Raw genomic sequence first — 12,332 nt, forward strand, 5'->3', positions numbered from 1 at the left:
GGGAGTGATTCAAAAGAACCGCCCATGTGGAGATAAAGGAAAGCCATGGAACGGTCAAATGAAACTCGGATTCCGGCAGCTCGAAAAATAGCATCGGATCGTCATCAATCAGTGCTTACCGGACAGACTAAAGCGGCATGTCGCACATCAAACACTTTGCTAAGTGACCAAAATCACACATGCTGAAGGCGCCCGAAGTTCACACTCCCGCCACACCAGCGATGTCCCGAAACGCTTGCAGCGGCACCCAGCCGAAGCGGAGTTGGGGAAATTCAGCCACGTGGGGCGCGGGCCAGTTGGCGGGTCGCAGGCGTCCGCGAGGCCAACCCAGCCACGCATCTCGCCGCGACTGAGTGAGGCCGTCGGGGCGACGTTCTCCCGGGTGGCGGGGCGGGAGGTCGAGGCGACGGCATCGATGACGAGTCCGGCCGCGTTGTCGTGGTCGGAGAGCAGGTAGCCGACCACGACGTGGGCGGCGTGGTGGCAACTGCAGGCGTCCGCCGAGCGGGGCGGGGAGTAACGGGGCGAGTTCCTCCCGTTCTTCGGCGGGCCACCATCCGGCTGCCTACGCATCGGATCACAAAGCCGTGTCAGCCCGGGGCCGAATCATCACGGTGAGGAGGGGCGAAGTCGGCGAAGGCTGGCTCTGGCCGAGGTCCTCGTACCCCCATGAGCGGTACAGCTCGTGGACTTTGCCGTCCCCGGCCGCGCCGTTGACCATCAGCGTGACGAACCGCTCGTCCCTCGCGCGGAGGAGCCCGTCGTGGATGCGGCGAGCGGTGCCCGTGCCGCGCCAGGCCGGGCGCACCCCGATCTCCTTGAGGGCTGCGGTCGGCTGTCCGGTGTACTCCTCGCCGGGCTCAGGCATGGTGCGCTGCCAGTACCGGTCTCCGTGCTCGATGCGGTTGGCGTAGGCGTAGCCGACCGGTTCGTCGTCCACGTAGCCTAGGACGGCCAGGAACCCAGGCTCCGAGCCGTGCCGGTCCAGTCGCTCGCCGAACGAGATCACCGAGTAGTTCGGCAGGTGGAGCAGGGGCGCGCGTACCCCGGCGTAGACGTCGATCAGGTCGCTGCGCACCTCGTCGAGTGCGGTGAATTCTCGGAGCTCGATTGCCGGTGCTGTGGTCATGCGGTGGTCCTCCAGGCGGCCGTGTGCTCGGTCCAGGTGTCCACGAACGGGCTGCGGGGCGCCTTCGCGCGCAGGGCTGCCCCGAACTCCCCAAGCATGCGGGAGACCCGTGCGTGCTGGGTAGCGGCTGCGGTGGGGACCGTCATGGCGACCTTGGTCGCGGTGTCGATATCGCCCTGAGCGAGCTGTGCGTGTGCCAGGCGGGTCGTGGTGATGGCACGGGAGCGGACCATGTGGGGGCGGAGGGTGGACAGGCAGCGGTGAGCGTGCAGCTCCGCAGCCGGGTAGTCGCCAAGCGCCAGGTACGCGGACAAGGCAAGGGAGTTGAGTTCGGCCGGGTCGTAGAAGGCGACCAGCCACGTCGGGCGGTGGGCAGCGGGGTCGGCGCGGTCCATGGCGTCGCCAGCCTGGTCGAACGCCCTGCGGGTGCCGGTGCGGTCCTGGGCGGCGCCGTGGATGGCTGCCTGTCGGGCCAGGCCGAGCGACGCGAACATTGGGTCTCGCCGGGCGATGTGCAAGTTGCGGGCGACGTCGTTCGCGGCGAGGGCGTCGGCGGTACGACCCATGTGCCGGTACATGGTGCCGGCGTGGCTCCAGATGCGGAATTTGATCGCCTGGTCGCCGGACATCTCGGCGAGGGCCTGGGCTTCCCGCATGTGGGCTTTCGCCTCGTCGTACCGGCGGCCGTCGATCGCTGCCCACATGGCCGAGGAGCGGAAGGCTGCCGCGGCGGCGTAGAGGTTGGCGCGTACGCGCTGGGAAGCGTTGCCAGAATTCTGGAGGTTCAGGGCCTCGTCGGCCAGCGAAGCAGCACGCTTCTCGATGTCGACTTGCCCGCCGCGGCGGTGGTCGCTGGCGATGATCTCGGTGAATCGGTACTGGAGACGGTCGACGTCCGCCATGCCGATGCGGCGCGGAGCGGAACCGGGCGCGGCAGCAGCAGCGGCAACAGCGGCGGCGATTCCACCGCTGACGAGAGTACGGCGCTTCAAGTCGGGGTCCTCCTGCTCTGGGACAGCGGGGGCGGGCTGAGCCCGGCTCCGTGGCGCAAAACCTAAAGCGGTGATGGGGACGCCGGTGACTTCCTCCAGCACCCGGCGGGTGAGCGCCTTCGGCCACTGGATGCGGCCGGATTTCCAGGCTCGGACTGACGAGCCGTCGCAGCCGCCGGGGCGTCCCGTCAGCTGCTCCACAGCCCGATTAACGGCCTCGGCCATGGTGTTTGAGCTGTGCCCGTGCTCCCTCATCCACTCCTCTAAGAGCACGTTGCGCGCGGTGTCCATGTCGGCAAGGTAGCGGCGGGATCCCACCGTGTCAGGTAAATGGTCGGTCAAATCCCCCTAGGTCGCACCGCGCGGTAAACCTCAGATCGACCTATCCGTCCTTTCTGTCTGGGAGTTGCCTGGATGGTGGGGCGTTCGCAAGGGCGCCCAAGCACCTACTGCCCATCGACCCGTCCGGGAGTGCAGAGCAATGCCGAGCACACACAGAAGAGCTGACAGGGCCGCAGCCCATCCCCCCGTACGGTCCCCGACCGGTCCCACGGTGTCGACTCGGTCGGAGCGCCGGATGGCGTCGGGTCACTGGCTGCTGGCCGCCCGCGCGGACGGGCCGAGGTTGTGCGGGCAGTGGGACGAGGAGGGCGCGCTGTGGCTGCGCCCGGGGGCGCTGTTCGCCGTCGCCGTGGTGACGGCCGAGGTGGTCCACGCCGCCGTGGAGCAGGACAGCCCGGAGGAAGCCTCGGCCGGCTTGGCCGCCCTGTTCATGGACGGGCCGGTGTACTTCGACCCGACTATGTTCGCCGGTCGCGGCGGATACGCGTTCCTCGTACCGGCGAGCGCCGGGCGCGGGTGGGCGCCGCGCGGGGTGGTGGTCTCCGGGGGTCGAGTGGAGGTGCTGGTGCCAGCGCCTGGGGTGTGCGAGCGGCAAGGGTCCAGGCCGTGGTGGCTGGTGGCTCCGGAGGGGCCAGGGCTGCTGTGCTCGCCGGACATGGTGGGCGCCGTCGCGGGCGCCGGCCTCGCGCGCCTGGCCGGTGTCGAAACGGACGAAGACCCGGAGGAGGTGCCGTCGGCCGCCGACAGCGATGTCGCATGGTCGTTGCTGGGCAGCGCGGACCCGGCCGCCCAGACGACCAGCGGTGAGCCCTTCTACTTGGTGCTGCTGTCGAGGACGCCAGAGTCCGCGCAGTGCGCGCGGCGCCTGGTGTCCTTCGCTGTCCGTACATGGGGGCTGGAAGAATTCGAGGATTCGGCGTGTCTCGTCGTAACCGAGCTGGTGTCCAATGCGGTGAATCACGCACGGCTGGAGTCCCTGCTCGTGAGAGTGGCCCTGGAGGGGCCGGGCGTGGTGGGGGTGTCCGTAGTGGACCGCTCGAAGAAGATGCCGCGCGCCCAGGAGACCGGCCCCGACGGGGAGTCAGGGCGCGGGCTGGTGCTGGTCGACTCGCTGAGCGGCGGCCGGTGGGGGGCGGACCCGCTGAACTGGGGCAAGAGGGTGTGGGCGCTGATCGGGAACGCGCCCTGAGCCACGCCACGGAACAGGTTCTGTACTTCGCCATCCTGGCCGCGCTGATAGGAGCCCTGTTCCTGGGCATCTTCGGCCGGCACATCTAGCTCCCACCCCGGCCCCGGCGTCCCCCTCATGGCGCCGTGGTGCCCCCCGTGTACCCGGGCCGGGGTGGGTCCGGGTCCGGCTGCCGCTGAGGGTCGGCGGCCGGACCTGCGAGAACAACGCGAAGGAGACGGCCATGCCCCGGCCCCTGGTCGTCGGCGACTGCTGGCTCTGCGACCGGTCCGGCGTATCGGTGATGTTCCTCGGGCCGGTTCAGACGGACAGCGGCACCGCCCCGTTCGATGCCTGCGAGCCGTGCGTGCTGCGGCTGGAGGTACGCGTGTTCGCCTACAACACCAGCGGGCCGGGGTCCCGGCCCGCAGACTTCCGCCCCTCGCGGCGCTGACCGCTGGTCGACCGCGCGGAGCGGGTTCACCGCACCACTTGAGCCAAGGGAGAACGAGATGCACACAGACACGGATCCGGCCCACCCCGGGCAGCGGCGGGTCGGCGGGTTATGGCTGATCATGCGGGATGACCGCGTGCTGGTGGTCAACCCGAACTACGACGACAAGACGGGCAAGTACCAGCTCGTCGGCGGCGGTGCTCGCCCGGACGAGCCCCCGCACGAGGCGGCTGTCCGTGAGGGCCTGGAGGAGATCGGGCTGCCCATGGTGCCGCACACGCTGCTGGTGACGGACTACATGCCGGCGAACCCGGACCGCGGCGCTGTAGAGGGCCTGAATTACGTGTGGTTGCACCGGCTCGGGCCGGACGAGAAAGTCACGCTCAACATGGGCCACGAGGCGCGCGGCGAGAAGCCAGAACTCGTGGACTTCAAGCTGCTGTCCGACGGGGAACTGGACGAGCACTGCGCCCCGTATCAGGCGCGGCGGATCCGGGAGGCCATGGCCGCGGCGGCCGACCCGTCACGGCGCGGCTACCTGGTGCGCGGACGCCCCGTCGCCGAGGCCGAGTAGCCGCGACCGGCCTCCAGGCCGACCGCACCGTCTGAACAGTCCGACCGCGAAGTGACGGCCGATCACCCTCGGCGCCTGACGCACCTGCCCCATGTTCTGCACCCCGAAGCGTGGCCATCACGCGATCCCACAAGGAGTCGGCCGGTGACAACTACCAGCGACAGCACGTCGGTTAACGCGGTGTTGCTGCGCACAGCAAGCGAACAGGCCATCGCCCGGGCCGCGGAAGACCTGTGGCCAGACAGGCATGTCGTCCTCGGCCCCCCGTGCCCGAGCGTTACGTCCTACGTCTGCCGGGTCACGGTGGACCAGGAGGAGGTCATCGCCAAGTACTCCTGGCTCGGCCTGTCCCTGGTGTCCATCCTGCGGGGGGCCGGGGGGTCGTGGGACAAGGTCCAGGCGGCGCAGGCCGCGTACGTCCAGAGCACCGAGCTGCTGACGACGCGGGAGGCCCAGAACCTGGCGTTCCTCCGCAAGCTCGGGCGGCTGCGTGTGTGCGACACGGCCGGGGTGCACGGCGGGGTGCTATTCACCCGCCCCGCGCCCGGTGTGGCGCTGGCGGACGTACTGGCCGCCCGCCCGGGAGAGACGGGGGCGTTCCTCACCTCCGTCCTCGTAGCGGTCGGGGAGTTGCACAGCACGGCCGGGGCGACGTGCTTGCGCGAGGTGGCCCCGATCAGGGAGCGCGCCATCGAGGGAGTGTTCCGCCGCAAGTTCAACGGGCTGAGCGCCACGGCGTATCTGCGGGCGCTCGGCCGGGACAGCGGGTTGCCGGAGGCCAAGCGCCTGGAGGTCATCGAGCTGGTTCAGACCGCCGTGGGTCGGCTTCTGCGGCTGGCCGACGCGATCTCGTCCCGCCGGGACACGATGGTGTTCGGCGACCTCAAGCCGGAACACGTCTTCCTGGACGGCCACCGCCTCACCTTCATCGACCCGGCCGTGCAGTCGTCGGCCGGCCCGCAGCCGGACGTGGCCAAGCTCGCCGGGCGGTCCCTGCTCCTGGCGTTGGGCCACCCCCAGCGGGACGCCGGGCGGCAGATCGTGCACGGGGCGGCGTCCGCGCTCACGCGGCACGTTGCCGGGCTTCCGGCAAGCGGGCGGGCCGCGTACCTGCGGGAAGTCATGGTGCTGTGGCTCATGGACACCGTGAACATCCTGACGACGTGTCTCAGCTCCCCGCCTGGGCTGCCGCTGGCACCCCATCAGGCGGCGTTGGTCGTCCAGGCCCGTACGGTCGCAGGCTTGGTGGGGCGGGTGAGCGCCCTCCTCGTCGGCTCGACGGCCGGGCTCCGGCTGCTGGACGCCGTGTTCTCCGAGGTGGAGCACGCGGCCGGGAGCTACCGGTGAGCGCCCCGGTGGTGGGCATCGTCGGGGCCGGTGCGGTTGGGCAGACCCTCGCGGCCGCTCTGGTCGTCGACGGATTACCTGGTCGGCTGGCGGTCGTGTCCCGGCGCCCGGACCAGGTGCGGGGGCTGGTCGCGGACCTCCAGGACCTCGCGCACGCCACCCGCTCCCGCTCGATCGTTCAAGTCGGCGACGTCGCCGACCTCCGCCGCTGCGACGCGGTGGTGGTGGCCCTGCGTACGGACTTCACGAACACGGCCGCCCGGGACATCAGGCGCGGAGGGGCGGCGGCGAACGCCCCGGCGGTCGGTGCCCTGGCGCGGGAGCTGCGCGGGTACTGGGGGACCGTCCTGGTCGTAACGAACCCGGTTGACCTGATGGCCCGTCGCTTCGCGGAGGAGTCCGGCTGTGAGCGGGTGTTCGGGATCGGGTCGAATTTGGACTCGACCCGATACCGGCTGCTGCTGGCCGAGCACGCCCAGGTGCCCCCGGAATCCGTGAGCGGCCATGTGATTGGCGAGCACGGCGATCGGGCGGTGATCTGTGTGTCCACGACGACCGTGGACGGTTGCCCGGTGGCAGTGCCGGTGCGCTCGGTCGTGGAAGACCTTCAGCAGCGGCCGGCGCTCATCCGCGACGGCATCGGCCGCACCCGCAACGGCCCGGCCGGTGCCGTGCTGTCCACCCTCCTCAAGGCCCTTGGCCTCGTCGACGGCGTCGAGGAGTTGTCCGTCCCGTACGGGGACGTCTACCTCGGAATCCCGATGTCGTTCACCGCAGGTGCGGCCGTACCGTGCCTGCCTCAGCTCACCCGTTCCGAGCGCTGGCGTCTGGATGCTGCGGCCAGCAGCCTCCGCGACGCCTACGCGCACCTGCCTGCCCCTACCGAGAGGATCGCTTCATGATCACTGCTACCCGACTCGATGCCGCCGCGGCGGCCGTCACCGTGCTGAGCAACCGGGCGGAGGTGACGGACTGGGCGCTGCGGTACTTCGGCCCGTGGTGGAACGCTACGTCGGTGGACGCGGCCTCGGTGTGCGCGGAGCACGTGGTCGTCGCGGAGGTGGACGCCGAAGCCTTCGAGACAATCACCCTCCTGGTCCAGGACGGCCGCTCCACGGAGACGGTGGACTACGCCAAGCACCCGCTGCTGGTGGCCCGGGACGGCGAGGACATCATCGCCACGTCGCCGACCGAGGGCATCGCCTACCGCAGTACACCGGCCTCCGGGAAGATGGTGCTCGCCGGTACCGAGGTGGAGCCGCTGGCGCTTGCCGCCGCGCGGCTGGCGCGGGAGGCGATCCGGGGCCAGCTCCTGCGCGACGGGTGGGCCGTGCTCCACTCCTCGGCGGTCGTACGGCCGGACAACGGGGCGACGCTGCTCACCTTCGGCGACAAGGGGTCCGGCAAGACCACCACGGCGCTGCTGCTCGCCTCGCACGGCTGGCAACTCCTCGCCAATGACCGCGTGCTGGTGCGCCCGACCGGGGAGCGGGACGTGGAGGTCGTGCCCTGGCCGTCCGCTGCCGCGCTCGGCCTGGGGCTGATGCACTCCCTCGGCTGGGACGAGAAAGCGCGGGAGCATCTGCGGGGCGGGGGCAGCTTCCACCCCACGCAGCACGACTCCGTGACGGAGGCTCTGCTCGCCGGTGACCACACGCCGCTGTGGGAGAACGCGCGGCGGGAGCGGAAGGTCCAGGTATTCCCGGACCAGTTCCCCGGCCTGTTCGACGTGCCGCTGGCCATCGGCGGCCGGGCCGCCGGCCTCCTCTTCCCCCAGGTCGATCCCGACGCGGAGCCGGACGTGGTGGACGGCACCCGCACGCTGGGTGAACGCGACTTCATGTCGGAGGCGACGGAGGACCGGTACCCGGATGTCTTCGGGCAGGCGCAGGGCGTGGACGGCGGGGGCCGGGAAAGCGCGCGCACCGAGGTGGCCGCCCGTCTCGCGGAACTGCCGCACCGCGCGGTCCGACTGAGCCACGACGTGCCGACGAGCGCTGCCGTGCTGTGCAAGGTCGCGGACGCGATCTGAACCACACCGTACCCGCCCGACCTGAACACCCAGTCGCGCCGCCCGCTGTCCGCGGCAGTGGGCGGCGCCGTTGGGGACTTGGCGCTTCAGCGCTTGCGGGGCTGCCGAGGATCGGCAGCCGGACTGGTGGTCACCGTGGGCTGCAGGGTGTGGGGCAGGCTTACTGCGGCTGGGGAGCGCAGGCGGGCGGCCTCAGCTCGGGGGTTGGGCGCGGGGTTGCGGCTGGTGTGTTGGATCCGGCCGAGGAGGACTTTGGCGGGCATTCGGGCTGAGTCGAGTTCGCGGCGTGCGGCTGCTTCGGTGAGGAGGGTGCGGGGGTGGTGGCCGGCGGCGTGTGCGTCAGCCAAGACGGTTGCCAAGGCTGGCCAGTTGGGGTCGGTGAGGATGCGGTCGGCGTGGTCGGGGGCGGCGGAACGGACCGCCCCGGCGAGGGCGTGGTTCACCTCCAAGGTGGGTTGGCGATGGGCGAGCGCGGCGAACTCCTCGGCGGCTGTCTGGTCGTAGGCGGCCTGTAGATGGGTTGCGGTGGTGCGGGCGGCTTCGGCTTGTTGCTGGTGGCCTTGGGCCTGGTGCCAGCGTGAGGCCAGGATCGCCGACCAGACCAGGGCGGTGAGCAGGACGGCGAAGGCGCTGCCGTCGGGTCCGTCGCCGGCGTGGACGATGTCGCGTGCCGCCTGGCGCAGTCCTGCGGCGGTGTGGTGGTCGGCGCGGATGCGGGAGCGCTGGGCGCGGGCGAACTCCCTGCTGGCGGTGCGCAGCTGGTCCCGTAGCTCGGCCGGTCCGGCCTGGGCTGTGGCGTCGATGAGTTCGCCGAGGGCGGTGATCTGCGCCTGGGCCTCCTGCCCCGTACTCCGGCTGCCCCCGCTCCCGACGTCGGCGAGGTGGTCGTGGAGGATGTCGAGGGCGTCGGTGGCGCGCTGCCAACTGGTGCTGGGCCGGTTGCGGCGTGCCGTCGGGTACTCCTCGGGCTGCCCGGCGTCGAGGCGGGCTTGGAGCTTGGGCAGGGACAGGTCGGGGGCGATCTTGCTCCCGGAGATGTAGACCTGCTCGCCGTTGGCCTTCACATCGCCAGGGCGGCCGACGCTGTAGCCCAGGAGGTCGCCGGAGGGGTAGCGGCGGACCTTGACCTCGACGCCATCGGCCTCAAGGTAGGCGAGAAGTTCCTCCGCACTGGCGGCGTGCGGGATGGCAGCCCGGATGCGTTCCTGGAGCCACGCGCGGCTGGTCTGTTCCCAGCCGAGGCGGTCGGCCTTGTGCATCTCGGCCTGGGTGGGGCGGCGGTCGCCGGTCCGGTCGCCGGGCGCGATCTGGTGGAGGCCGAGTTCGGTCTCGATCAGGCGGGCTTCGGCCTGGGCGCGCATGCCGCAGTTGTGGAGTTTGGGGCGGCGGCCGTCTTCGCGGACGGTGGTGGCGAGGATGTGGATGTGGTCGTCCGCGTGGCGCACGGCGATCCACCGGCAGGCGAGCGGGTCACGGTCGGGGGCGATGCCGGCGGCGTGGACGATACGGCGGGCGATCTCGCCCCATTCGGCGTCGGACAGGTGCTGGTCGCCGGGGGCGGTGCGGACGGGGCAGTGCCAGACGTGGTCGGTGACCTTCTTGCCGAAGCCTTCGTTGCGGAGCTTGACGGGGGCGTCGAGGATCCGGCCGAGCTGGGTGAGGGTGGCGTCCTGGTCGCGGCCGGGGTCGGGCAGGCCGCGCGGGCTGAAGGACGCCACGATGCGCGGATCGAGATGTTCGTCGTGTCGGCCGGGGCCGTAGAGGTAGGCGAGCAGTCCTCGGGTGTTGCCGCCGGGCTTCTTGACAGAGGGGATCACAGGCTCTCTCCGTCCGTCGGCTCGGTGGGGAGGAGGAGGGCGCGGGCGATGTGGGTGAGCAGGCGGTCGAGGTGCTCCAGGCGTTCGCGGATGTCCGGTTCGATGCGGTCGTCGCGGTGCAGCACGTAGACCATCTGGTTGATGTTGACGCCGATGCGGTTGATCTCCCAGCGGATCTTCGCGCGGAACTCTTGCACCGCTTGCCGGTCGGTGTGCAGGGGCAGGTCGACGGTGAACGCGCCCCGGATGAACGCCAGCGCGATATCCGCCAGGTAGCCGGAGATCGTGTCCCCGTAGCCGTGGCGCTCGGCGGCGGACAGCAGCTCGGCGTGCTCGGACTCGGTGAAGCCGACCGGCCCGACGCGCAGCTTGCGGCGCTTGCCGTTGAACCTGCGGATCTTGCCCTTGGGCATGACCTGGGCCTGAGGGTGGTTCGGCAGCGGTGGCACGTCGAGTGCGGGGACCTTGTCGTGGACGAACGCGGCGACCGTCTCACGGACCTCGCCGTCGCTGTCGAGCCTGGCAGCCTTGGCGGCCGGGCCGGGGGTGCTGGGCGGCATGGTGCGGGGGCGCTCGCCGGCGTGTGCGGCGGCGAGGACGGCGCGCTGTACGGCGTCGAGTGCGTCCGTGTCGGGGCCGCTTGCGGCGCCTGCTTCTCCGTCCGGTGCGCCCTCGCGCCGGGCCTCCTCCGCCACCCCCGGGGCGGAGGACCCCAGACTCCGGCCAACAGTCGGAGACTGGGTACAACTGGCTCCGCCAGGAGCCGTGTTGTTGAAGGCCCGCCGCCACAGACCGGTCAGTTTACGGGTCTTTACGGCAGGCTCACGGCCTTCCTCGGTGTCGTCCTGCTCGGGGCGCTTATCGGATTTCACGGTGCTCTCCGGTAGGGCGTTCTTGGTGTGGTGGATGACGGAGCGGGTCCTCTCGCTTGTGCTGGTCATGGTTGGGGCGGGTGGCGGTTTCGCCGATCCGGGTTCACGGTGTACGGGAAGCCGGGCCGGATGTGCGGAAGTCCCATAGGGAGTTCCGCACATCCGGATCGCGGGTATGCGCGAGCGGCCAGTCGCGCGAAAGTTGATCAGGCGTCCGCAGGGTGTGCCCGCGCCGGTTCCAGTTGTGGTACTTCGGCGGCAGGGGCGTGTTCGTTCTTGAGGTGCTTCATCAGCTGGGTCAGCCGGGAGCTGGCGACCGGTGTGCCGGTATCGCTGATGGCCTGTTTGACGACGGCGAGACTCAGGCCGTGCTCGGCGACGACGGGGCGGGCTATGGCGATCAGCTGGTCCATGGTTGCCGCCGGTGGTCGTCCGGTGTGTTTGCCGGTCACGGTGGGCTTGGCGCTCTCCGGTCGAGTACGCGCGGGTGCCGGTTTCGGGTCCGCCGCTGGGGCCGTGGTGTGTGCGCGTTCCGGCTGCGGGGTGACAGCCCCGACCAGTGCGTCGTCGGGTGCGGGGCTGCCGCTGGTCGCGGCCGTGTCCGTGGCGGTGGGTGTGTGGAGGTGGCGGAGCAGGGTGGGGCCGACGGTTCCCCAGCCGAGGAGCAGTGCCGGGGCGACGGTGTCGATGGCGGCGCGGCCGTATTGCCTGGCCAGCAGGGGTTCGGCGGTGTTCAGGGCGACGGTCAGCAGCCCGCACAGATGCATCAGCCACGTGGCTGAGCGCAGGTGGGCGGGGTCGGTGCCGTGGGCGGCGAGGTGGTGCAGGGCGACAAGGAGGCCGACCACGGACAGGTCGACCATCGGTGCGATCAGCGGCGCGATCGGGCGGGGCACGCCGAGTCGTAGGGCCAGTGCCCAGACGTTGCCGAATGAGAAGACGAAGGCGAGTGCGGCGATGACTGCCATCACGACGGTGATCGTGGTGCGGGCGAAGGTCCCGGTGGCGGCGGGGTGCGCGCGGGTGGGGGTGGTGGGCATCGGGAGGGCGTCCTTACGGGCGAGGGGTGTGCTGGAAGATCCGTCTTGGCGTCTTGGCCGTTGCAGCCGCAGGTCAGGGCGGGTACGGCAGGTACAGTCCCGGCGGGTGCGTGCCGTGGCGCGGAGTGGCTGCTGCCGTACCGGTACGGAACCGGTTCCGTCTTGGGACGCTGATCCGTCCTGGTGGAAGGTGCCCTGAGCTGCGGTTATGCGGCAGGGACGGTTGGGACGGCACGAGACGGACCTGTTTGCCGTCACGGTCTGGCGTGCCGCTCACGCGTGTGGTGCGGTGCCTGTTCTGTGGCTGAACGGGCACCTTGCTCAGCGGCTGAACAGCGCCATGTTCAGCCGCTGAGCGGTGCCCTGCTGGCTGCGTGGGGACGGCTAATACGCGTTCTGCGGGTAGCGGGTCAGCGTGGGGTGCTCTGTCTCGGGGCGGGGCCGAGGGGGTGGACGGTGGGGCAGTAGCGGCGCCAGGCGTCGGCGAACTTGTTGCGCATGTATCCCTTGCGCTGGGTGTGGTCGCTGATGCGGACGTTGCCGGAGGAGATGCCGAATTCGCGCA

The 12,332-nt window shown here is 70.7% G+C and carries 12 protein-coding genes; 6 read left to right on the forward strand and 6 right to left on the reverse strand.

Features of this window, described 5'->3' with window-relative positions:
- Window positions 1–577: 577 nt before the first annotated feature.
- Both BGM09_RS16860 and BGM09_RS16865 read right to left on the reverse strand, forming a co-directional pair.
- A complete protein-coding gene (locus BGM09_RS16860) occupies window positions 578–1,129 on the reverse strand; it encodes a GNAT family N-acetyltransferase (RefSeq protein ID WP_188282418.1) in 552 nt (183 codons plus the stop codon).
- A complete protein-coding gene (locus BGM09_RS16865) occupies window positions 1,126–2,412 on the reverse strand; it encodes an XRE family transcriptional regulator (RefSeq protein ID WP_188282419.1) in 1,287 nt (428 codons plus the stop codon). Before BGM09_RS16865 ends, BGM09_RS16860 begins: the two co-directional genes overlap by 4 nt.
- Window positions 2,413–2,698: 286 nt before the next feature.
- Here BGM09_RS16865 and BGM09_RS37755 point away from each other — a divergent pair, with 286 nt between their 5' ends.
- From BGM09_RS37755 to BGM09_RS16895, 6 genes are all read left to right on the forward strand, one after another.
- On the forward strand, window positions 2,699–3,652 hold the full coding sequence (locus BGM09_RS37755) for an ATP-binding protein (RefSeq protein ID WP_223187128.1): 954 nt from the start codon (window positions 2,699–2,701) through the stop codon (window positions 3,650–3,652).
- Window positions 3,653–3,875: 223 nt separating this feature from the next.
- Window positions 3,876–4,085, forward strand: a complete 210-nt coding sequence (locus tag BGM09_RS16875) for a hypothetical protein (protein ID WP_188282420.1) — start codon at window positions 3,876–3,878, stop codon at window positions 4,083–4,085.
- A gap of 58 nt (window positions 4,086–4,143) precedes the next feature.
- Window positions 4,144–4,659, forward strand: a complete 516-nt coding sequence (locus BGM09_RS16880; protein ID WP_188282421.1) for an NUDIX domain-containing protein — start codon at window positions 4,144–4,146, stop codon at window positions 4,657–4,659.
- 144 nt (window positions 4,660–4,803) lie between these two features.
- Window positions 4,804–6,006, forward strand: coding sequence for a hypothetical protein (locus BGM09_RS38870; RefSeq protein WP_188282422.1), 1,203 nt, complete (start codon window positions 4,804–4,806; stop codon window positions 6,004–6,006).
- A complete protein-coding gene (locus BGM09_RS38875; RefSeq protein ID WP_188282423.1) occupies window positions 6,003–6,908 on the forward strand; it encodes a lactate/malate family dehydrogenase in 906 nt (301 codons plus the stop codon). The genes BGM09_RS38870 and BGM09_RS38875 overlap by 4 nt, the downstream gene beginning before the upstream one ends.
- A complete protein-coding gene (locus BGM09_RS16895; RefSeq protein ID WP_188282424.1) occupies window positions 6,905–8,038 on the forward strand; it encodes a hypothetical protein in 1,134 nt (377 codons plus the stop codon). Before BGM09_RS38875 ends, BGM09_RS16895 begins: the two co-directional genes overlap by 4 nt.
- Window positions 8,039–8,124: 86 nt before the next feature.
- Here the strand turns inward: BGM09_RS16895 and BGM09_RS16900 are convergent, their stop codons facing one another.
- The 4 genes from BGM09_RS16900 to BGM09_RS16915 all read right to left on the reverse strand — a co-directional run.
- Window positions 8,125–9,855, reverse strand: coding sequence for a relaxase/mobilization nuclease domain-containing protein (locus BGM09_RS16900; protein WP_188282425.1), 1,731 nt, complete (start codon window positions 9,853–9,855; stop codon window positions 8,125–8,127).
- The gene (locus BGM09_RS16905) at window positions 9,852–10,796 is read right to left on the reverse strand and encodes a plasmid mobilization relaxosome protein MobC (protein ID WP_188282426.1); all 945 of its coding nucleotides are present in this window, start codon (window positions 10,794–10,796) and stop codon (window positions 9,852–9,854) included. The genes BGM09_RS16900 and BGM09_RS16905 overlap by 4 nt, the downstream gene beginning before the upstream one ends.
- A 137-nt stretch (window positions 10,797–10,933) precedes the next feature.
- Window positions 10,934–11,767 carry a DUF2637 domain-containing protein gene (locus BGM09_RS16910; protein WP_188282427.1) on the reverse strand — a complete coding sequence of 278 codons (834 nt, stop codon included), beginning with the start codon at window positions 11,765–11,767 and terminating at the stop codon, window positions 10,934–10,936.
- A gap of 410 nt (window positions 11,768–12,177) precedes the next feature.
- A partial coding sequence (locus tag BGM09_RS16915) for a DUF3631 domain-containing protein (protein ID WP_188282428.1) occupies window positions 12,178–12,332 on the reverse strand: 155 nt, incomplete at its 5' end.

Origin of the sequence: Streptomyces sp. CBMA29 (assembly GCF_014596445.1) — a bacterium.
In the GTDB taxonomy this organism is placed as follows: domain Bacteria; phylum Actinomycetota; class Actinomycetes; order Streptomycetales; family Streptomycetaceae; genus Actinacidiphila.

Coding starts and splice junctions, on each gene's coding strand:
- BGM09_RS16865 (WP_188282419.1), bottom strand. CDS start 2,412: ATGGACACCGCGCGCAACGTGCTCTTAGAGGAGTGGATGAGGGAGCAC.
- BGM09_RS16875 (WP_188282420.1), top strand. CDS start 3,876: ATGCCCCGGCCCCTGGTCGTCGGCGACTGCTGGCTCTGCGACCGGTCC.
- BGM09_RS16860 (WP_188282418.1), bottom strand. CDS start 1,129: ATGACCACAGCACCGGCAATCGAGCTCCGAGAATTCACCGCACTCGAC.
- BGM09_RS16905 (WP_188282426.1), bottom strand. CDS start 10,796: ATGACCAGCACAAGCGAGAGGACCCGCTCCGTCATCCACCACACCAAG.
- BGM09_RS16895 (WP_188282424.1), top strand. CDS start 6,905: ATGATCACTGCTACCCGACTCGATGCCGCCGCGGCGGCCGTCACCGTG.
- BGM09_RS16880 (WP_188282421.1), top strand. CDS start 4,144: ATGCACACAGACACGGATCCGGCCCACCCCGGGCAGCGGCGGGTCGGC.
- BGM09_RS16910 (WP_188282427.1), bottom strand. CDS start 11,767: ATGCCCACCACCCCCACCCGCGCGCACCCCGCCGCCACCGGGACCTTC.
- BGM09_RS37755 (WP_223187128.1), top strand. CDS start 2,699: ATGGCGTCGGGTCACTGGCTGCTGGCCGCCCGCGCGGACGGGCCGAGG.